Here is a 19,779-nt window from a genome sequence, read left to right as displayed (position 1 = left end):
CTCAGCTACTGGGGAACCGTGGGCTGGTCGTGCCCGTCGGGCTGCCCCGGCGCGAACGGCCACTCCTCGAACGCCGCACAGCGCCCGTCCTCGTCGAACTGGAGGACCCACAGGTCGCGCCAGCGGCTGCCGAACGCACCAGGCTCGCCGGAGCGTTCGGGGGCGCCGTACTCGACGCTCACCCGCACGACCGCCGTCGGACCGTCCACAGCGATCACCTCGGACGTCATCGTGAACGACTCGTCCGGTCCCGAACGCTCCGACTCCCAGAACTCCGCGAGCGCCGGGAGCCCTACGACGGGTGTCGCCCAGGGTGAGGGCAGGTAGGACGCGTCGGTGGTGAAGAGTTCTGCGAGCCCGTCGGTGCCGGGTGTTCGCCAGAGTCGTTCGTAGCCGCGGACCCAGGCCTCGGTGGTTGCGCGCTGTGTCATGTTTCCGAGGTTACTCAGCCGGCTTCGGGTGTGGGCCGGTTGACCTGTGCGGCGAGGGTCTGTGGTGCCTGGATGCAGTAGGAGTCGGTGAGCAGCTCGGTGAGCTCGTCCCAGTCGGTGTGCTGGTCGAGGACGATGCCGACGACGTTGGTTCCCCAGCTGGCCTTGAAGTATTGCGGTCCGAGGTGCTGGAAGGCTTCGACTTCGTCGGGTTCGGCGCGGAAGGTGATCCGGACGAGGCCGTCTTCTCCGCCGAAGACGTGTGCCACGGTGGCGTCGTGGGTCTTCCAGGCGACGCCGGTCCAGGCGTCGTGCTCGTGGCACTCGGGGAGGCGTTCGAGGATGGCGGCGAGCCGCAGGACGGTGTCGGTAGGGACGGGTGCACGTTCGCTCACGGGTGGAGTCTTGCACCCGCCACTGACACGGTCAGACGAGGCCGAGCTCTCGGGCGCGTGCGCCGGCCTGGAACCGTGACTCGGCGCCGAGGGCGTCCATGAGCTCGGCTACTCGGCGGCGGTAGGTGCGGACGCCGAGGCGCAGGGTCCGGGCGGCGGCCTCGTCCTTGACACCTTGGCTGAGCAGGTCGAGCACCTGGGGTGCGAGCTGGCGGATCTCGGCGATCTGGGTGTCGTAGACGGCGAGCTCGGTGGCCGGTCGCCAGGCGGCGTCGAACAGGGAGGTGACGCCCTGTACGGCCTCGCGCTGGGTGATGATGCTGTAGCTGCGGCGGCCGCCGCTGAGGTCGCCGGCCAGGATGACCAGGCGGCGGTCGAGGATGATCGTCTCGTTGATCTCGTCGGTCGTGATGCGGATGTGGGCGCCGTGCCGGTCGCGGTCTCGCGCCAGCCGCTGCGCGGCCACGGGGTCGAGCAGCAGGGCGGACCGGTACAGCTTGCGGAGGCGGACGTCGCCGGGGTGGCGGTCTCGGACCAGTTCGGCGAACTCGTCGGTCGACTGTGCGGTTGCCCAGGTGGCGAGGTCGTCGGCGGCGCAGGCGACGTCGGTCGCGGTCGCGAACAGGTGCATGGTCCGGGCGAGGAGCTCTTGCTCGCCGTGGACGATCGTGACGGCCTCACCGGTGTGCATGGGACCGATCCTGCCCGGTGCCACTCCCCCGCGCTACCTACCTCGGGCGGTTGGCAACAAGTTGCCAGCGCCGTGGGACGGGGCGGGCACGGCGTGATGCTGGCTGCATGACCACTGACACGAAGACGAACACGATGACTGGCACCGCGGACGCGGCGGCGGCCGGCACCTGGCAGCTCGGTGACCTCACGATCAACCGCATGGGTTTCGGCGCGATGCGTCTCGTGGGCATGCCGTGGGAGAAGACGCCGCGCAGCCGGGACGCGGCGATCGCGGTCCTGCGGCGGGCCGTCGAGCTCGGTGTGAACCACATCGACACCGCCGCGTTCTATTTCGCGCCGCTGCGCTCGTCGAACGAGCTGATCAGCACGGCCCTGCAGCCCTACCCGGACGACCTGGTGATCACGACGAAGGTCGGGCCGGCCCGGTCGCGCGACGGTGAGATGGCGCCGATGGCACGCCCCGACCAGCTTCGTGCGCAGGTCGAGGAGAACATCCGTCAGCTCGGCCGCGATCACCTCGACGTCGTCAACCTGCGCTGGGGCACGAGCATGGCCGGGCAGGGGCGCGAGCCCGAATCGGTCGCCGAGCACTTCGGGGCGCTGGCGGAGCTGCGCGAAGCGGGTCTGATCCGGCACCTGGGTATCTCCAACATCCTTCCGGAGCAGCTGACCGAGGCGATGAGCATCGCACCGGTCGTGTGCGTGCAGAACCAGTACGGCCTGACCAGCCGGGAGGACGACGCCCTGGTCGACCTGTGCGGCGAGCACGGTGTCGCGTTCGTACCGTTCTTCGCCGTCGGGGCCGCGGTCCCGGGCGCCGGGCTGGTGGGTGGCCCGGACGAGACCGGGCAGGCGGAGGTGGCGGCCGTCGCGCGGGCCCACGGTGCCACCGAGGCGCAGGTCCGCCTGGCCTGGACCCTGCACCGGGGTGCGCACGTGCTGGCGATCCCTGGGACCGGCAGCGTGGCGCACCTGGAGGAGAACGTCGCGGCGGGCGCGCTCCGGCTGAGCGAGGACGAGCTCGCCCTGCTCGACGGGCTGGTGCCGGCCGCCGGCGCGTCGATGCCCAGGTAGCCGGGTGCGGGACCTGACGGCCGACGTCGACAGATGCCGCCAGGTCCCGCCCCTCCCGCGCTACCGGTACTGCGCGGCGACCGGGCAGTCCATCGGGTCGGCGTGACCGAGGCCGACCCGGTTCAGGTACGCGGTGATGATCCCGTACGACTCGAGCAGGCCCGTCTCGGTGTACGGGATGTCGCGCTCGGCGCAGAACGCCTGCACGATCGGGCGGGCGTGCTTCAGGTTGACGCTGGCCATCCGCGGGAAGACGTGGTGCTCGATCTGGTAGTTCAGCCCGCCCATCGCGACGTCGACGAACCAGCCGCCGCGGATGTTGCGCGAGGTGAGGACCTGGCGGCGCAGGAAGTCGACCTTGACGTCCTTCGGGATCAGCGGCATCCCCTTGTGGTTCGGGGCGAACGTGGCGCCCATGTACAGGCCGAACGTCGCGAGCTGCACGGCCATGAACGCCGCGCCGAGCGCCGGCCCGAGCGTGAGGAATACGAGGGTCGGGAACCCGACGAGCCGCAGCCCCAGGAGCCAGGCCTCCGCACCGCGGTGCTTGATCGCCGGCGTCGTCGCCAGCGTCTGGACGGCGTTGGCGTGCAGTGTCGGGCCGAACAGCGTCAGCATCGGGAAGAACAACCAGCCCTGGTGCCGGGTGATCCAGCCCCAGAACCCGGTCCGCCCGGCCTCCTCCCCCGGCACGAACACGAGCGCACCCGTCTCGATGTCGCCGTCCTTGCCGATCACGTTCGGGTTCGCGTGGTGCTTGTTGTGCTTGCGGGCCCACCAGCCGGCGCTGAGCCCGACGACGAGGTTGGCGATGATCCGCGCCGCCCACTCGTTGCGCCGTCCGGACCGGAAGATCTGCAGGTGCGCGGCGTCGTGACCGAGGAACGCGCCCTGCGTGAACACGACGCCGAACAGGACGGCCACCGCGAGCTGCCACCACGTGTCGCCCAGCGTGAGCAGCAGCCAGAACGCGAGCGCCAGGCCGGCCGCGAGGAGGGCGGTGCGGGCGGCGTACCAGCCGACTCGGCGTCCCATCAGGCCCGCGGCGGTGGCGCGTTCGGCGAGGTCGAAGTAGTCGTTGGTCTGCTTGTTGCGGGCTGTGCGCGGCCGGCGGGTCTGGACGGGTTGGGGAGCCGGGCGGGGCGCTGCGTCGGTCGTCGTCATGCGCGTCAACCTAGGAACGGGTCCACGGTCCGCGCGTCCCCCGCTGGAGCCAACCTCACCCCCTACCTGAGTAGCGGGTCGCCGGTGGGTTCTCAGTCCTGGGCGACGGGGAGGGTCGCGGTGAGCTCGAAGCCGCCGTCGGGCGTGGGGCCGGCGGTGACGGTCCCGCCGAGGGCGTGGGCGCGTTCGCGGATGCCGGCCAGGCCGAGACGGGCGCCGGGTGTGGGCTCGTCGGCGCGTTCCGGGGCGGTGTTGGTGACGCGGACCCGGAGGTCGTGTCCCTCGTCGGAGACGGTGACGGTGACGGCGGATCCGGGGGCGTGCCGCAGGGCGTTGCTCAGCGCCTCCTGGACGAGGCGGAAGGCGGTCAGCCCGACGGCGTCGGGCACCTCGGCGTCGGTGCCGGTGTAGGTGATCTCGACGCCGGAGGCGCGGGTGGACTCGACGAGGTCGGCGACGTCGGACAGGCCGGGCAGGGGCGCGGTGGGGGCGGTGTCGTGGCCGCGCAGGATGCTGAGCAGGCCGCGCATCTCGCCCAGCGCGCGGCGGGAGGATGCGGCGATCTCTTCGAACTCCTGCTGGATCGCCTCGTCGAGCCCGGGCTGGCGGTAGCGGGCCGTGGAGGCCTGGACGGTGATGACCGACATGCTGTGCGCGACGACGTCGTGCAGCTCGCGGGCGATCCTGTTGCGTTCCTCGAGCTCGCGACGGCGGCCGGTCTCGGCGGCGCTGAGGCGTTCGGCCTGCTCCATGCGGACCATGCTGAGGATCCACAGCCGCACCAGCACGCCGACCAGGGCTACGCCGCCGCTCAGGGAGACCAGTACGACGCCGTTGGCGACGGCGCCCTCACCGGCCTCGTGGACGATCGCCGCGGGAGCCAGGACCGTCAGCATCGCGCCCGCAGACCAGAGGGACGCCGCCCAGTACCAGGGGTGTCGCAGGGCGAGCACGAACACTGTGAGGCAGTGCGCGAGCAGGACCGTGACGGGCCACGGCCACGGCCACACGGGTGCGGCGGAGGCGGTCAGGATCATGACGGGGAGTGCGCCGGCGACCGAGGCGCTGAGCCCTGCCCATGGCCAGCGCACCGCCAGGATCGGGGCGGCGCAGTACACGAGGGTGAAGGTCATGGCCGCGGCGGGGTGGGTGCCGTACCCGGACGCCGTCACCGGCCAGCCGATCGCGACGAGGGCGACCGAGATGATCGAGACCAGCGTCCACAGCCACACGACCTCCCGGCGGGCGATCGAGGCCGTGGTGACGTCCAGCCGGGTCAGGGCACGCAACCCCGGGGAGAAACGCCGTGGGCGCCGGGCCTGCTGGCCGGGGGCGTCGGCGCCGCGTGGTTCGGGCGTCGAGTCAGGTGGGTGGTCCATTCTCTGCAGGTTATGCGGTGGGCAGCGCTTGCCGCGTCACCCGGTGGAGCGAACCGCCGTCATACTTTCGGGTCTCGGTTACGTTGGTCCCATGTCGCCACCTCCCGATGTCACGGCGCACGGCGCGTCCGTGCACGAGTCCTCCGCGCACGATGCGCCCGGGCGCGCGATCCGCGTGCTGATCGTCGACGACCAGTCGATGATCCGTGCTGGGTTCGCCGCGCTGCTGAACGCGCACGAGGGGATCACGGTGGTCGGCACCACGGACGACGGTGTGGGGATCTCCGACGCCGTGCGCCGCATGCAGCCCGACGTCGTCCTGATGGACATCCGCATGCCGAAGGTCAACGGCCTGGACGCGACGCGCACGATCATGGCCATGCCCGGCACGCCGCCGAAGGTGATCATGCTGACCACGTTCGACGCCGACGAGTACGTGTTCTCGGCGCTGCGCGCGGGTGCCAGCGGGTTCCTGCTGAAGGACTCGCCTCCCGAGGAGCTGACCCAGGCCGTCCGTGTGGTGGCCGCCGGCGAGGCGCTGCTGTCGCCGAAGATCACGCGCACGCTCATCGCCGACTACGCGGCGCGCCCGACGCTGCCCGTCTCGCCGTCCGCCACGCTGTCCGCCCTGACCGACCGTGAGCTCGACGTCATGAAGCTGGTCGCCGCCGGCCGGTCGAACGCCGAGATCGCCACCGAGCTGCACCTCGCCGAGCAGACGGTCAAGACACACGTCTCGCGCATCCTGAACAAGCTCGACCTGCGCGACCGGACCCAGATGGTGGTCTGCGCCTACGAGTCGGGCCTGGTGCGCGCCGGCCGCTGACGTGCCAGACGTACAGGTCACTCCGCTGACCCGTACGTCTGGCACGTCAGGCGTCGACGTACTGCGCCAGGTGCTCCCCCGTGAGCGTCGCCCGCCCCGCCCGGGCTTGGGCGACCAGCTCGGCGGGCGTGCCCTCGAAGACGACCCGGCCGCCGTCGCGCCCCGCACCGGGGCCGAGGTCGATGATCCAGTCGGCGTGCGCCATGACCGCCTGGTGGTGCTCGATGACGATGACCGACTTGCCCGACTCGACGAGGCGGTCGAGCAGGCCGAGCAAGTTCTCGACGTCGGCCAGGTGCAGGCCCGTGGTGGGCTCGTCGAGCACGTAGATCCCGCCCTCGCGGGCCATCTCGACGGCCAGCTTCAGCCGCTGCCGCTCGCCGCCGGACAGCGTGGTCAGCGGCTGCCCGATGCCGAGGTAACCGAGGCCGACGTCGGCCAGGCGCTCGAGGATCCTGTGCGCGGCCGGGACCGGTGCCGGCCCGTCCTTCGCGAAGAACGCCTCGGCCTCCGTGACCGGCATCGCGAGCACCTCGCTGATGTCCTTGCCGCTCTTCTCACCGTCACCGCTGCCCGGGTCCCCGCCCAGCGTGTACACCAGCGCCGAGGCGTCGAACCGCTTGCCGCCGCAGTCCTCACAGGTGGTGGCCACGGTGTCCATGAACCCCAGCTCGGTGTAGATCACGCCGGCGCCCTTGCAGGTGGGGCAGGCGCCCTCGGAGTTGGCGCTGAACAGCGCGGGCTTGACGCCGTTGGCCTTGGCGAACGCCTTGCGGATCGGGTCGAGCAGGCCCGTGTACGTGGCCGGGTTGGACCGGCGCGAACCCTTGATCGCGCCCTGGTCGACCGAGACGACGCCCGCGTCCGCCGGGATCGACCCGTGGATCAGCGAGCTCTTGCCCGAACCGGCCACGCCGGTGACGACGGTCAGCACACCGAGGGGCACGTCGACGTCGACGTCCTGCAGGTTGTGCGTGCTCGCCCCGCGGATCTCCAGGGCACTCGACGCCGGGCGCACCGCGTCCTTGAGCCGCGCCCGGTACCCGAGGTGGCGGCCGGTGAGGGTGCCGCTCGACCGCAGGTCCTCGACGGTGCCCTCGAACTGCACGGTGCCACCCGCCGAACCGGCGCCCGGACCGAGGTCGACCACGTGGTCGGCGATGACGATGGCCTCCGGCTTGTGCTCGACGACGAGCACCGTGTTGCCCTTGTCCCGCAGCTCGACGAGCAGCTTGTTCATGCGCTGGATGTCGTGCGGGTGCAGGCCGATCGTCGGCTCGTCGAAGACATAGGTGACGTCGGTGAGCGCGGAGCCCAGGTGCCGGATCAGCTTGGTGCGCTGCGCCTCTCCCCCGGACAGCGTGCCCGACGGGCGGTCGAGCGACAGGTAGCCCAGGCCGATCTCCACGAACTTGTCGAGCTGGTGGCGCAGGTTCGCCAGCAGGGGCCCGGCGCCCGGCGCATCGAGGCCGCGCACCCAGGTGGCGAGGTCGCTGATCTGCATGGCGCACGCGTCGGCGATGCTGATGCCGTCGATCTTCGAGGACCGCGCGGCCTCGGCCAGGCGGGTCCCGTCGCAGTCGGGACAGGTCACGAACGTCACCGCCTGCTCCACCCACGCCCGGATGTGCGGCTGCAGCGCCTCGACGTCCTTGCTCAGCATCGACTTGCGGATCTTGGGGACCAGGCCCTCGTAGGTGATGTTGATGCCCTTGGCCTTGATCTTTGTAGGCTCCTTGTGCAGGAAGTCGTGCCGCTCCGTCTCGGTGTACTCGCGGATCGGCTTGTCCGGGTCCAGGAACCCCGACTCGGTGTAGCTGGCCACCATCCACCCGTCGGCGGTGTACCCCGGGATCTTGATGGCACCCCCGTTGAGGGACTTCGAGTCGTCGAAGAACTTGGTCAGGTCCAGGTCGGAGACCTGCCCGCGCCCCTCGCACCGCGGGCACATTCCACCGTGGTAGACGGCGTCGCGCACGATCTGCTTCTCGCCCGTCGCCGACGTCATCACCCCGCTCGCCTTGCGCGCTGGGACGTTGAACGAGAACGCGATCGCCGGCCCGATCTGCGGCTGCCCCAGCCGGCTGAACAGGATGCGCAGCAGCGCGTTGGTGTCCGTCACGGTGCCGAGAGTGGACCGCGGGTTCGCGCCGAGACGCTCCTGGTCGACCACGATCGCCGTCGTCAGCCCGTCGAGCCGGTCCACCTCCGGGCGGTCCAGCGACGGCATGAAACCCTGCACGAAGGCGCTGTACGTCTCGTTGATCATCCGCTGCGACTCAGCGGCGATCGTCGCGAACACCAGCGAGCTCTTGCCCGACCCCGAGACGCCGGTGAACACCGTCAGCCGGCGCTTCGGGATCTCGAGGCTGATGTCCTTGAGGTTGTTCTCCCGAGCGCCCTGCACGCGGATCAGGTCGTGGGTGTCCGCCGGGTGGGCCGCGAGCGCCGGTGCGTCCGCTGTGGCCGTGTCCGCTGTGGTGGTGCTCGCCGTGTTCATGCTCGACCTTCCATGACGGTCACGAGGGGTGCTGGTCGGGGTTCCATCGTGTGCTCTTCGTGGGTGGTTGTTCCAGCGGCGGGTGCGTCGGTGTCGGGTGATTCGGCGTCGGCCTGCGGGCGGCGGGGACGGGATGTCCCCGCCGCGGCCGCGTGTGCCGCCAGTCCTGGGATGCACATGGTGTCGGGTCAGAGCTGCTTGATGCGGACGGTGTTGCCGGCCGGGTCGCGGAAGGCGCAGTCGCGGAAGCCGTAGGGCTGGTCGACCGGCTCCTGCATGACTTCAGCGCCGCTGGCCTGGACGCGTTCGAACGTGGCTTCGAGGTCCTTGGCGCCGAGGATGACGGCGGCGTAGGTGCCCTTGGCCATCATCTCGGCGACGGTCCGGCGCTCGGCGTCGGTGACGCCGGGGTCCGCGCCGAGCGGGGTCAGCACGATCGAGGTGTCGGGCTGTCCGGCGGGGCCGACGGTGATCCAGCGCATGTCGCCCTGGCCGACGTCGAGCTGGACCTCGAAGCCGAGGGCGTCGCGGTAGAAGGCGAGGGAGGCCTCGGGGTCGGTGTGCGGGAGGAAGGTCTGGTGGATGGTGATGTCTGTGTTCGTGCTCATGTGTGTGTTCATGCGGCCACGCTAGGACCGGGCTCTGAGCGGCGCTTCTCGATTCCTGACCGGTCTGGTGACTTGTTTGGCGATGCAGGCGGGCAGCCCGGCGGTGTCGATCGCCTCGGCGGCGAGGGGGTCGTTGCGGTACACGCTGGGTGGTACGCCGACGAGCTCGGTGAACCGGGTGCTGAACGTGCCGAGCGATGAGCAGCCGACGGCGAAGCAGACCTCGGTGACGCTGAGGTCTCCGCGGCGCAGCAGCATCATGGCGCGTTCGATGCGCCGGGTCATGAGGTAGCTGTACGGGGATTCTCCGTAGGCGGCCTTGAACTGCCGTGACAGGTGTCCGGCCGACATGTGGACCCCGGCCGCGAGCGCCGCGACGTCGAGGGGCTGGGTGTACTCGCGGTCCATGCGGTCGCGGACGCGGCGCAGGAGGACGAGGTCGCGCAGGTGGTCGGTGTCGGCGGCTTTGCTGGTCACGTGTGTGATGTTGCCACGTGCTGGTGGCTCGTGTCTGGTGTCTTGTGCGGTTTTCGGTGGCGTGGCCTTCCGGAGACCGGGTGTTCCGGGGCCGGGGAGGTGTGTCGGTGTGCGTCGCTAGGTTGAGGGGGTGCCTGCGCCGGAGCGTGACCTGTGTGACCTGATGGTGTCGGCTCTTGAGGTGTTCGGGGTGCGTCTCACGGGAGGGGCCTCGCCGGCCGACGCGCGTTCCGGCGCGGGGGTGCGTCGTGTGTGGCTGCCCGACGGCGGTTCGGCGTACCTGAAGGTCACGGGAGCCGAGCTGGGTGGTGACGCGCTTGCCGCTGCCGGGCGGGAGCTGCGGTTCTATCGCCGGGTGGGTCCGGACGCGCCGGTGTGCGTTCCCCCGCTGCTGGGGGCGTTCGAGGCCGATGCGGGCGTCGCGTTGCTCCTGGGCGACGCCGGCGAGCAGCGCGATGTCGCGGTCTGGTCGCCGGAGCTGTGGCGCGGGCTCGGTGGCACGCTGGCCCGGCTGCACACGATGCCGGTGCCGGCGGGCGACTGGGACCGTCCGGACGCCCTGCTGAGCGCGCTCGCGGCCCCGGACCTCGACGCGGTGGCCGGGTTCTGGTCGGGTCGTCTTCCGCGGCTCGACGAGCTCCTGGCGGGTCGTGGCGCGCTGCGCGACCGGCTGGGGTCGGCGCCGCCGGTGTTCGTGCACGGCGACTGCCACACCGGGAACGTGGTGCACGGGAACGACGTCGTGCTCTGCGACTGGCAGGAGTCGGGTACGGGGCGCGCGACGTCGGACCTCGCGCTGCTCAGCGTCCGGGCGACGCCGTCCGGCACGCGGGTGCCGGCCGTGCTGTTCGAGGAGTACCTGCGGGAGTGTGCGTGTGCCGGCGTCCACCTCGATGCCATCGAGCTCGAGCGGAGCCTGATGCTGGAGGAGCTGGCCGTCCTGGTCTTCCTGTGGCCGCCGTTCGCCGCCTACAACGACCCCGCGGGCATCGATCGCGTGCGGCGTCGGGCGCGGTATCTCGCCGACCGGCTCGGCGTGTAGCGGCCGGCCGGCGACAGCCAGGCCTGCGACGGGCGGGCGTCAGTCCTCCCGGTAGAAGTCCTCGGTGAGGACCAGCTCCGAGCCGTCAGACCCGTGCACGACGAGGTGGTCGCTCTCGAACGCCACGTCGATCTCCTCGGCCGTGTCGTGCTCGAGATCGGTGAACGGGCTGGCGACGTAGCTGATGCGCGGGCCGAGGTCCGGATCCTTGCGGGCTACCCACAGCACACCGCCCGGTGTCCCGTCGTCGCGCAGCTGGACGCACACCGGCGCCGAGTCGGCGCCGGGGTCGCACACCTCCTGGACCAGGCGGGGTCGTAGGTGGTCGGCGACCACCGACCAGGTGCCGATGCCCGCCAGGGCGATCACCACACCGGACAGGACGCCGAGGAGGAAGCGCTTCACGCGGCAGACCTTAGCGGGATCGCCGGACCGGCGATACAGGTCCCGACCAGCCAGGACTCACCGCCGAAACCGGGAACAAACGTGACGGTTTCGTCCGTTCTAGGGGTGAAATGAGCATCCGGCGACCTGCGCCGACGGGATCCCGCCCCGTGCCCGACGCCGAGGCTCGCCCCGGTCCGTGAATCGCGTCCAGCATCCTCTCAGGGTGTTCCCGGCGATCCTGGATCGGCTCGCGCGATGCTGCTCACCCGGCCCCCTACGCATGGAGGACCACGTGACGACTTCCGCTCCCCTGTCCTGGCTGCGCCCGGTACCTGGCTCCCCCGGTGACTCCCCCCATCGTGCGCCTGGCAACACCCCCGACAACCCCGCCGGCAACACGCCCGGCAGCACGCCCGACCCGCTGCTGATCGTGGTGGGAGGCGTCCCCGGCGCCGGCAAGAGCACCCTGCTGGCCCGGATCGCCGACGACGTCCCCGGCAGCGTCGTCCTCGACCCCGACCGCTACCGCAGAGGCTTCGCCAGGCGCCTGCCCTCCTGGGTGCCGTACGCGGCCTACCGGTGGGCGGTGCACACGCTGCACGCCGCCGTCACGCTGCTGTACCTGCTGCGCGGACCACGCTCGGGCGCACCGCTCCTGGTGCACGACACCGCCACCCGTGAGCGCCGGCGAGAGAGCCTGGGGCTGCTGGCCCGGTCGCGGGGCTGGGATCCCGTGCTGGTGGCGGTCGACGTCTCCCTGGACGACGCGCTGGACGGGCAGCTGGACCGTGGCCGGGTCGTGCGACCCGAGGAGTTCGTGCGGCACTGGGAACGGTGGACGGCGCAGCGCTCGGCGCTCGCGGACCTCGACGGCGGGCCGCGTGGCCCGTGGTCGGGTGTCTACCTGATGGCGAGGTGTGACGCGTTCCGGCCGGTCCGTGAGCTGGCTAGGCGCCGGCTCCCGGCCGGAGATCCTCGACGCTAGAACCCTCCGGGTCAGAGCCCTTCGACGAGCGCGTCCCGCAGCGGCTCGGGCAGGTCGGGTGGCACGTCCGGGACGACGGCGAGGGCGTGCAGTGCGCGGCTGTAGTAGTTGCGCGCTGCTGCCGCGAGCACGACGTCGACGATCTGCCGGTCGGTGAGTCCGAGCTCGCGCAGCCGCAGGCTGTCGGCCTGGGTCATCGCCGAGGAGTCGCGGCTGAGCCGCTCGGCGACGTCCATCGCCGCCACCTCCAGCTCCGTGAGGCCGGCGGTGCGGAAGTCGCGGGCGATCCGCTCGAGCTGGGCGTCGTCGAACACGGTGCGGGACTTGCGCCCGTGCGCGAGCCGGCAGGCCCGCGACCCGATCGCGCCGGCCGCGGCAAGGGTCACCAGCTCGTACAGTCGCAGGCCCAGGCTCGGGACGACGGCGCCCACGAGCGCTTCGAAGGCGTGCTGCGCGTCGGGGTTGGTGGCCATCACGCGGGTGTGGCTGGGCACGTACCCGAGCGACTCCTGGTCGCCCGCGTACACCTCGGCCCAGGCTCCCGTCGCCTCGGCCGGCTCGGGCGTCCTGATGATCGTCATGCTCCAGCGTGCCACCGCTGTCGTCGGCCCGACAGAGAAGCACCGGGTGACATCGCGGGGTCCGGCCCGCGCGCGGCCTGGTCGGCGGTCAGCCGGGCGCTCAGCGGCGGTAGGCCTGGTGGACGACGGCGTACGCCATGGACGACAAGGGTATGGCGTTCTGCGCCGCGAGGTCGACGAGCGCCGTGTACGCCGTCTCCATGTCGACGTCGAGCTGTTGGGCCAGGACGCCCTTGGCCTGCTCGATGATGACTCGACCGTCGAGGGCGTGGGCGAGGCCCGTGGCGACGTCGTCGTGCTCGAGCCGTTCGGGCTGGACCAGGACGAGCGCTGCCATGTCGGCGAAGGATCTGGCGGTCGCGGTCTGCTCGGCGTCGTCGGCCCGGGCGGGGTGACGGAACAGGTTGAGGCCGCCCAGCGCGCCGTCGCGCCAGTTCAGTGGGTAGGCGTGCACGGCGCTGAAGCCGGCCTGGACGATGGCGGCGCCGACGGTCGGCCAGCGTCGTCGGATCGCGTCGGCGCCGACGGCAGCGACCGGCTCCCCCTGGCGCAGGACGTCGACGCATGGGCCCTCGTCGACCTGCGCCTGGTACAGCTCCAGCTCGACGGCGGCGTGCGACGTCGCGCTCAGCAGCTCCAGGGCGCCGCCCGCGGTGCGGACCAGCAGCCCGGCCGCGTCCGACCCGGTGAAGCGGGCGCTGTCGCGCACGATGCTGTAGAGCAGGTCCGTCACGTCGTGGTCGTGCAGCAGCGCGGCCGTGGTCAGCGCGAGCGTGTCGGCAGGGGTACGCGGTGTCATGACTCCTCGGTTCGTGGGTGCTGTTTCGAGATGATGCCGTCGGAGTCGGCGTCTGCCCTCTCGTACGAGAAGGACAGTGTGCGGTCCAGGACGTCGTCCACCACGGACTCCAGGGTCGACGCACGGCCGAAGGCGTGCGCGCGCAGGACCGCGAGGGCGTCCGCGGGTGCGATCCCGAGCTGGGCGACGACGAGCCCGGTGGCCTGGTGCACGCGGGCGCGCTGCGCCCAGGACGGCTGGGCATCGACATCGGCGGTTCCGGGGTCGCCGAGCAGTGCCGCGCCCGCGGCGTCGGCGAGGAACTGTGCTTCTTTCAGGGTCCGGGCCAACCTGTCGGCCCGGAGGTACAGGGTCAGGACGCCGACGATCCGGCCGCCGGGTCGCATCGGCACTGCGCACACGGTCAGCGGCCCGTCCAGGTCGGACGCCATCGAGGTGAAGACGGGGAACGAGTCGGTGTCCCTCTGGTGCTCGCTCAGGTGCGTGACCACGGCGCGTTGCTCGGCGAGCGCGAGCTGGGCCGGGCCTTCGCCGAGCACGACCTGGAGGTCCTCGAACTGTGCGAACGGGAACTCCGCCGTGCGGACGGCCAGGCGTTCGGTCGCCGAGTCGATCGTGAGCGTGCCGGCGTCGGCGCCGAGGATCTCCGTGCACGCGTCGCACAGCCGGGCCGCAAGGTGCCCCTCTGACTGGCCTGCCGTCTGCTTGCGCGCCAGGGTGCGTGCGAGCAGCGCCAGGATCTCGGCGCCGTCCATGACCGTTGATCTCCTCCTTGCCCGCGATTGTCCCACTTCTGAGGCAAATCGCAGCCGCAGAGATGCCCCCGATCCTGGCGGTACGGGGCCGGTGGCAACTTCGCTCACCGCCACCCGAGCGCGGGCGCCACCTGCTTGAGGATGTTCTCGATGACGTGCGCGTTGTAGTCGACGCCGAGCTGGTTGGGCACGGTCAGCAACAGCGTGTCGGCGGCCTGGACGGCTTCGTCCTCGCGCAGGTCCTCGACGAGCTGGTCGGGCTCGCCCGCGTACGTCTTGCCGAACCGGGCGGGACCGGTGTCGAGGTGGCCGACCTGGTCCTCGCTGTAGACCTCCATGCCGAAGTACTGCCGGTCGCGCTGGTCGGTGATGGGAAAGATGCTGCGGCTGACGGACACCCGTGGCTCGAACTCGTGCCCCGCCTCGGCCCACGCGTCGCGGAACCGCTGGATCTGCTCGGCCTGCAGCCGGTGGAACGGCACCCCGGTGTCCTCGGTCAGCAGCGTGGACGACATGAGGTTCATGCCCTGCGCGGCCGTCCACTCCGCGGTGGCGCGCGAACCCGCACCCCACCAGATGCGCCGGCGCAGCCCCTCGGAGTGCGGCTCGATCCGCAGCAGCCCGGGCGGGTTCGGGAACATGGGGCGCGGGCTCGGCTCGGCGAACCCCTCGCCGTCGAGCACCTCCAGGAACCGGGCGGTGTGCTCGCGGGCGAGGTCGGCGGCGCCGGCGTCCTTCGGCGCGGGCTCGTACCCGAAGTGCCGGTAACCCTCGATGACCTGCTCGGGTGACCCCCGGCTGATGCCGAGCTGCAGCCGTCCGCCCGAGATGAGGTCCGCCGCCCCGGCGTCCTCCGCCATGTACAGCGGGTTCTCGTAGCGCATGTCGATGACGCCCGTGCCGATCTCGATGCGGCTGGTGCGCGCCCCGATCGCCGCCAGCAGCGGGAACGGTGAGGCGAGCTGGCGCGCGAAGTGGTGCACGCGGAAGTAGGCGCCGTCGGCGCCCAGCTCCTCGGCGGCCACGGCCAGGTCGATCGACTGCAGCAGCGCGTCCGACGCCGAGCGCGTGCCCGACTGCGGATGCGGCGTCCAGTGACCGAAGGACAGGAACCCGATCTTCTTCACGCTGACCTCAACTCCTCCGGGGTGTGCGCCCCGTCCCGGGACCGCGGACCGTTCCCGAACTGTTATCGGCACCGGGGCATCGTTTTCCGGTTCCCACGCGTCTTAATCAGTGTGAGCAACAGTGTGAACAACAACTTCCCGAACCGCACCAACAACCGTGACCAGCCGGAGCCCGTCCGCTGGTGGATCCCTCTCGTCGCCTCCACCGGCGCCCTGCTCGTCCTCGTGCTCGGCACTGCAGCGGTGGTCAGCAACATCGTGAACACCGCGATCGCCGGCATGGGCTGACCAGAGGCTCTCGCGGGTCAGTTCTCTCGCAGGTCAGGGCGCCGGCACCGGTCCGGTGCTGTCCCTGACGACCAGCTCGGTCGGCAGTGTGTGCGACGATGCGGCACGGCCGCCGAGCAGATCCGCCAGCGCCCCCGCGGCCAGGTGCCCCTTGGTCGTCACGTCCTGTCGCACCGTGGTCAGCGCGGGAACACCCGCCGTGGCGACCCGGCTGTCGTCGTAGCCGACCACCGACAGGTCACCCGGCACGGACCGCCCCAGTGCGGCGGCCGCCGTGATCACGGCACGGGCGAACACGTCGTCGAAGCACAGCACCGCCGTGACGTCGGACGACTCCAGCAGCTCCGTGGCCGCCTCCAGGGCCGCCGACCGGGGCAGGAGCGTCGTCCGCGCGACGACCGGCTCCACCCCGGACGCCGCCAGCGTCTCCCGCCACCCGAGCAGGCGGTCCCGGTTGGGCGGGTCGAGCGCGTACTGCTCGGTCAGTGCGAGGACCCCGATCCGGCGATGGCCGAGGTCGAGCAGGTGCTGCGCCCCGGCCCGCGCGCCGCTGACGTCGTCGACGCCGATGGTGGTCACGTCGGACCCAAGGTCCTGGTCGACGGCGACCACGGGCAGCTTGCGCCGCCCCAGCCACACGACCCCCGCGGAGTCCGGGTCGCACGTGTAGACCAGGGCACCGTCCACGGCGACGTCGCGCGCGGGCAGGAACCCGTCGTCCTGCGGCGGGGTCAGGACGGTCAGCGCCAGCCCGCGACGGGTCAGCTCGTCGGCGACGGCGGCCACGAACTCCGCCGAGACATCGTCCTCGAACGCTTCGCTGAGCGGGCCGTTCAGCAGGAGCCCGACGGACCCGGTACGGCCCCGGGCCAGCGCCCGGGCCGCCGGGTCTGGCCCGCTGTAGCCGAGCCGCTCCGCCGTGGCGAGAATGCGCTCCCGCAGGTCCTTGGACAGCTGGTCGGGGCGCGAGAAGGCGTTCGACACCGTCATCCGGCTCACACCGACCTCGTCCGCGACGGACTGCAACGTCACCTTGGCCATATCCACGCCAGTATCGCTCACACCGCTCCCCCACGTTCCCGACCCGCCGCGTGCCACGGCTTACCGCAGAGCCTGCGGCGTCGGGCACGGTGGGTCGAGCCGGGCCGCAACCCCGCGCAGCGCACCCGCCAGCACCACCCGCAGCCGCGTACCACGGCTTACAGGACGGCGGGCGAGACGGCGCGAGACCCGGGCAGGGCGCCCGCGCCGGTTCTGCCCTCCGTCCACGACCGGGGCGTCCGGGCGGGCGCTGTTCACCTCGGCGACCACGCGCCGCAGCGCGAGGTTCCCACCGGCGTACTCGTGCATCACGGTCACCTCCTCCTGGTTTCTTGACCGGTACAGAACTTGTACGCCTCACGGTAACCCTGCGTTTCTGTACCGGTCAAGAGGAGGGTGGGGACAAACGTCGGAGTCGCTGGCCGGCGCGTTCCGCCCGACCTCACACCCGCTCGCGCCGCGCTAGCTCACGCCTGCTTGCGCACCGCGTCGGCGACGGCCTCCGCGACCCGGTGGTCGAACACGCCCGGGATGATGTAGGCGCTGTTCAGCTCGTCCGGCCCTACGACGTCCGCGATCGCCACCGCAGCCACCCGCAGCAGCTCGGTCGTGATGTCCTTGGCGCCCGTGTCCAGCAGGCCCCGGAACAGGCCCGGGAAGGCCAGCACGTTGTTGATCTGGTTGGGGTAGTCGCTGCGGCCCGTGGCCACCACGGCGGCCGTCTCGGCAGCCTCGAGCGGGTCCACCTCCGGCGTCGGGTTCGCCAGCGCGAAGACGACGGCGCGCTCGGCCATCTGAGCGACGTCGGCACCCGAAAGGATGCCCCCCGCCGAGACCCCGACGAACACGTCGGCGCCCTTGAGGCCCTCCTGGAGCGTGCCCGAGAACCCGTCCACGTTCGTGTTCTCCACGATCCAGCGCCGGTGCGGGTCCTCGGTCACCACGCCGGGGTGCAGGGCGCCGTCGCGCCCGAACGCCACGATGTGCCGCGCCCCCTGCGCCTTGAGCAGCCGGATGATCGCGTTGCCCGCCGCGCCGACGCCGGACACGACGATCCGCACGTCCGCGAGCTTCTTGTCGACCACCTTCAACGCGTTGACCAGGGCCGCCAGCACCACGATCGCCGTACCGTGCTGGTCGTCGTGGAAGACGGGGATGTCCAGCTCCTCGCGCAGCCGCGCCTCGATCTCGAAGCAGCGCGGCGCCGCGATGTCCTCCAGGTTCACTCCCCCGTACACGGGTGCCATCGCCTTGACGATCCGCACGATCTCGTCGGTGTCGGTCGTGTCCAGGCACACCGGCCAGGCGTCCACGCCGCCGAACTCCTTGAACAGGGCCGCCTTGCCCTCCATGACCGGCAGCGCGGCCGCCGGCCCGATGTCGCCCAGGCCGAGCACCGCGGTGCCGTCCGTGACCACCGCAACGGTGTTGCGCTTGATCGTCAGCCGGCGCGCGTCCTCGGGGTTGTCCGCGATGGCCAGGCACACGCGGGCCACGCCCGGCGTGTACGCACGCGAGAGGTCACGGCGCGTCTTGAGCGGCACCTTGTTCGTGACCTCGATCTTGCCGCCCAGGTGCATCAGGAACGTCGAGTCGCTCGACTTGAGCACTTCAGCGCCCTCGATCGCATTCACGGCCGCCACGACGCGCTCACCGTGCTCCGCGTCGATCGTGTCGCACGTGACGTCAACGACCAGGCCGTGCGACGTCGAGTGCGCGATGTCCACGCCCATGACCGCACCGCCCGCGTCGGCTACGGCCGCTACCACCGAGCTCGTGGCGCGCTGCGATGCGGCCACCTCCACGCGCAGGGTGATGGTGTAGCTCGGGCTGGGCAGCGACATCGTGGTTCTCCTTGGTTGCACACGCGGGAGTCCGCGCACGAGGAGACATTCCTACCCGCGCGACGTGACGTGCGCCACACGGGCCCGCGATGCGGACGGCGATCGCGCAAACTACTGCCGTGAAGATCGCCCCAGACTCCCCCGCTCGCGACGACGTCCGCGTGCTCCTCGACGAGCACCTCACCGACATGTTCGCCACCTCCCCCGCAGAGAGCGTGCACGCCCTGGACCACTCGGCCCTGCTCGCGCCGACGGTCACCTTCTGGACCGCGCGGGACCACGACGGCGTACTGCTCGGCTGCGGCGCACTGAGCGAGCTCGACCTCGGCGCCGAACCGCGACACGGCGAGATCAAGTCCATGCGGACGACCTCTCGGGCCCGCGGCCGGGGCGTAGCTTCGGAGGTGCTGAAGGCCGTCCTGGCCGAGGCGGAGCGCCGCGAGTACTTGCGCGTCAGCCTGGAGACGGGATCCCAGGACTACTTCGCCCCCGCACGCCGGCTCTACGCCCGCCACGGGTTCACCGAGTGCGGCCCGTTCGGGAGCTACACCCTCGACCCGAACAGCGTGTTCATGACCCTGGAGCTGCCGGCCGTCGCAGGCGAGACCGCAAGCCCGTGATCCGTCCCTCGTCCAGCCCCGCGTACCGCAGGTAGGCGACCGGGTCCAGGTCGGCCAGCCACTCTAGGAGCGCCGCACGGCGCTCGCGGACCCGCTCGTCCATCTCGTGCGCCGTCCACGTTTCCCTCTCGGCCTGCACCCAGGCACCCTGCACAGGGTCGTAGGCGATACCGCCGCGGTGGACGGTGCCGCGGAACGCCTGCTCGTAGTCGTCGGCAATCGCGCCGTGCTCCACCCCCGTCAACGACAGCAGCATCGCCGTGATCATCCCAGTACGGTCACGACCCGCTGAACAGTGCACGAGGACGGGACCTGCGGCGTCCGCGAGCGCCCGGAAGACCGCGCCGAACAGGTGGGGGTACATGGCGGTGTTGGGCGCGTAGGAGCGGGGGTGGTCCAGCCAGGGCCCGCAGGCCTCGAGGAAGTGGGGGTCGCCGGGGTCCTCGGTCGGGGTGTGGTGCGTGACTATCCGGCCCGGGCGGACGGCGTCGGGCAGGTGGTCGTGGGCCTGGGCGATCTCGGCGGCGTTGCGCAGGTCGACGACGGTGGTCAGGCCCGCCTCGAGCGCCTCGGCCCACCCGGTGGGGGTGATGGGTTCGGGGGCGCCGGAGCGCCAGACCTTCCCGGGCACTGTCGTGTCGCCGTCGTCGAGCGGGAGGCCGCCGAGGTCGCGGAGGTTGACGGCGCCGTCCCAGATCCCGGCCCAGGTCCCGTCCCGGTTCGTGCGCATGGCTGGGTTGCTCATGGGCGGCATCGTGGTTCG

The 19,779-nt window shown here is 71.4% G+C and carries 23 protein-coding genes; 6 read left to right on the top strand and 17 right to left on the bottom strand.

Annotated elements, in window-relative coordinates; all coding sequences use genetic code 11:
* Window positions 1-5: 5 nt before the first annotated feature.
* From EW117_RS22235 to EW117_RS22225, 3 genes are read right to left on the bottom strand one after another with little or no spacing between them, the layout of a single operon-like run.
* A complete protein-coding gene (locus EW117_RS22235) occupies window positions 6-431 on the bottom strand; it encodes a YybH family protein (protein ID WP_129788885.1) in 426 nt (141 codons plus the stop codon).
* Window positions 432-445: 14 nt separating this feature from the next.
* Complete coding sequence (locus EW117_RS22230) at window positions 446-826, bottom strand: MmcQ/YjbR family DNA-binding protein (RefSeq protein WP_129788884.1); 381 nt, start codon at window positions 824-826, stop codon at window positions 446-448.
* A gap of 31 nt (window positions 827-857) precedes the next feature.
* Complete coding sequence (locus EW117_RS22225) at window positions 858-1,517, bottom strand: helix-turn-helix domain-containing protein (protein WP_129788883.1); 660 nt, start codon at window positions 1,515-1,517, stop codon at window positions 858-860.
* 107 nt (window positions 1,518-1,624) lie between these two features.
* Between EW117_RS22225 and EW117_RS22220 the strand changes: the two genes are divergently transcribed.
* Window positions 1,625-2,593: an oxidoreductase gene (locus tag EW117_RS22220; RefSeq protein WP_207211993.1), complete on the top strand. Its 969-nt coding sequence runs from the start codon at window positions 1,625-1,627 to the stop codon at window positions 2,591-2,593.
* Window positions 2,594-2,653: 60 nt separating this feature from the next.
* On the opposite strand, the gene EW117_RS22215 is transcribed toward EW117_RS22220, so the two are convergent.
* Window positions 2,654-3,757, bottom strand: coding sequence for a fatty acid desaturase family protein (locus EW117_RS22215; protein WP_129788882.1), 1,104 nt, complete (start codon window positions 3,755-3,757; stop codon window positions 2,654-2,656).
* 92 nt (window positions 3,758-3,849) lie between these two features.
* A complete protein-coding gene (locus EW117_RS22210; protein ID WP_129788881.1) occupies window positions 3,850-5,136 on the bottom strand; it encodes a sensor histidine kinase in 1,287 nt (428 codons plus the stop codon).
* 91 nt (window positions 5,137-5,227) lie between these two features.
* Between EW117_RS22210 and EW117_RS22205 the strand changes: the two genes are divergently transcribed.
* Window positions 5,228-5,962, top strand: coding sequence for a response regulator (locus EW117_RS22205; RefSeq protein ID WP_129788880.1), 735 nt, complete (start codon window positions 5,228-5,230; stop codon window positions 5,960-5,962).
* A gap of 46 nt (window positions 5,963-6,008) precedes the next feature.
* Here EW117_RS22205 and EW117_RS22200 read toward each other — a convergent pair whose 3' ends face one another.
* From EW117_RS22200 to EW117_RS22190, 3 genes are all read right to left on the bottom strand, one after another.
* Window positions 6,009-8,462, bottom strand: coding sequence for an ATP-binding cassette domain-containing protein (locus EW117_RS22200; protein WP_129788879.1), 2,454 nt, complete (start codon window positions 8,460-8,462; stop codon window positions 6,009-6,011).
* Between the two features lie 188 nt (window positions 8,463-8,650).
* Window positions 8,651-9,070, bottom strand: coding sequence for a VOC family protein (locus EW117_RS22195; protein ID WP_165362819.1), 420 nt, complete (start codon window positions 9,068-9,070; stop codon window positions 8,651-8,653).
* A gap of 21 nt (window positions 9,071-9,091) precedes the next feature.
* Window positions 9,092-9,547, bottom strand: a complete 456-nt coding sequence (locus EW117_RS22190; RefSeq protein ID WP_129788877.1) for a helix-turn-helix transcriptional regulator — start codon at window positions 9,545-9,547, stop codon at window positions 9,092-9,094.
* A 190-nt stretch (window positions 9,548-9,737) separates the two neighbouring features.
* Here EW117_RS22190 and EW117_RS22185 point away from each other — a divergent pair, with 190 nt between their 5' ends.
* A complete protein-coding gene (locus EW117_RS22185) occupies window positions 9,738-10,589 on the top strand; it encodes a phosphotransferase family protein (RefSeq protein WP_165362818.1) in 852 nt (283 codons plus the stop codon).
* A 39-nt stretch (window positions 10,590-10,628) separates the two neighbouring features.
* Here the strand turns inward: EW117_RS22185 and EW117_RS22180 are convergent, their stop codons facing one another.
* The gene (locus tag EW117_RS22180; protein WP_129788875.1) at window positions 10,629-10,994 is read right to left on the bottom strand and encodes a hypothetical protein; all 366 of its coding nucleotides are present in this window, start codon (window positions 10,992-10,994) and stop codon (window positions 10,629-10,631) included.
* Window positions 10,995-11,268: 274 nt separating this feature from the next.
* Here EW117_RS22180 and EW117_RS22175 point away from each other — a divergent pair, with 274 nt between their 5' ends.
* Window positions 11,269-11,961 (top strand): AAA family ATPase, encoded by a 693-nt coding sequence (locus EW117_RS22175; RefSeq protein WP_165362817.1) that lies wholly within the window; start codon window positions 11,269-11,271, stop codon window positions 11,959-11,961.
* Between the two features lie 11 nt (window positions 11,962-11,972).
* On the opposite strand, the gene EW117_RS22170 is transcribed toward EW117_RS22175, so the two are convergent.
* The 4 genes from EW117_RS22170 to EW117_RS22155 form a co-directional block, all read right to left on the bottom strand.
* Window positions 11,973-12,542, bottom strand: coding sequence for a carboxymuconolactone decarboxylase family protein (locus EW117_RS22170; protein WP_129788873.1), 570 nt, complete (start codon window positions 12,540-12,542; stop codon window positions 11,973-11,975).
* A gap of 100 nt (window positions 12,543-12,642) precedes the next feature.
* A complete protein-coding gene (locus EW117_RS22165; RefSeq protein WP_129788872.1) occupies window positions 12,643-13,341 on the bottom strand; it encodes a GAF and ANTAR domain-containing protein in 699 nt (232 codons plus the stop codon).
* A complete protein-coding gene (locus tag EW117_RS22160; protein WP_129788871.1) occupies window positions 13,338-14,096 on the bottom strand; it encodes a GAF and ANTAR domain-containing protein in 759 nt (252 codons plus the stop codon). The genes EW117_RS22165 and EW117_RS22160 overlap by 4 nt, the downstream gene beginning before the upstream one ends.
* A gap of 104 nt (window positions 14,097-14,200) precedes the next feature.
* On the bottom strand, window positions 14,201-15,223 hold the full coding sequence (locus tag EW117_RS22155) for an LLM class flavin-dependent oxidoreductase (protein ID WP_129788870.1): 1,023 nt from the start codon (window positions 15,221-15,223) through the stop codon (window positions 14,201-14,203).
* A gap of 111 nt (window positions 15,224-15,334) precedes the next feature.
* On the opposite strand from EW117_RS22155, the gene EW117_RS29520 reads away from it, so the two are divergent.
* Window positions 15,335-15,511 carry a hypothetical protein gene (locus EW117_RS29520; protein ID WP_165362816.1) on the top strand — a complete coding sequence of 59 codons (177 nt, stop codon included), beginning with the start codon at window positions 15,335-15,337 and terminating at the stop codon, window positions 15,509-15,511.
* Window positions 15,512-15,544: 33 nt separating this feature from the next.
* On the opposite strand, the gene EW117_RS22150 is transcribed toward EW117_RS29520, so the two are convergent.
* The 3 genes from EW117_RS22150 to EW117_RS22140 form a co-directional block, all read right to left on the bottom strand.
* Window positions 15,545-16,573, bottom strand: a complete 1,029-nt coding sequence (locus EW117_RS22150; protein WP_242504446.1) for a LacI family DNA-binding transcriptional regulator — start codon at window positions 16,571-16,573, stop codon at window positions 15,545-15,547.
* Window positions 16,574-16,612: 39 nt separating this feature from the next.
* Window positions 16,613-16,861 carry a hypothetical protein gene (locus EW117_RS22145; protein ID WP_129788869.1) on the bottom strand — a complete coding sequence of 83 codons (249 nt, stop codon included), beginning with the start codon at window positions 16,859-16,861 and terminating at the stop codon, window positions 16,613-16,615.
* Window positions 16,862-17,019: 158 nt separating this feature from the next.
* A complete protein-coding gene (locus EW117_RS22140; protein WP_129788868.1) occupies window positions 17,020-18,396 on the bottom strand; it encodes an NAD-dependent malic enzyme in 1,377 nt (458 codons plus the stop codon).
* Window positions 18,397-18,485: 89 nt separating this feature from the next.
* Between EW117_RS22140 and EW117_RS22135 the strand changes: the two genes are divergently transcribed.
* Window positions 18,486-19,016: a GNAT family N-acetyltransferase gene (locus EW117_RS22135; RefSeq protein ID WP_129788867.1), complete on the top strand. Its 531-nt coding sequence runs from the start codon at window positions 18,486-18,488 to the stop codon at window positions 19,014-19,016.
* Here the strand turns inward: EW117_RS22135 and EW117_RS22130 are convergent.
* A complete protein-coding gene (locus EW117_RS22130) occupies window positions 18,967-19,761 on the bottom strand; it encodes a tyrosine-protein phosphatase (protein WP_165362815.1) in 795 nt (264 codons plus the stop codon). The two genes, EW117_RS22135 and EW117_RS22130, sit on opposite strands and share 50 nt — an antisense overlap.
* Window positions 19,762-19,779 lie beyond the last annotated feature (18 nt).

This window comes from Promicromonospora panici, from assembly GCF_900608595.1.
GTDB classification, from domain to species: Bacteria; Actinomycetota; Actinomycetes; order Actinomycetales; family Cellulomonadaceae; genus Promicromonospora; species Promicromonospora panici.
The sequence above is the reverse complement of the archived record's forward strand: the minus strand, read 5'-3'. Positions and strand labels throughout refer to the sequence as shown.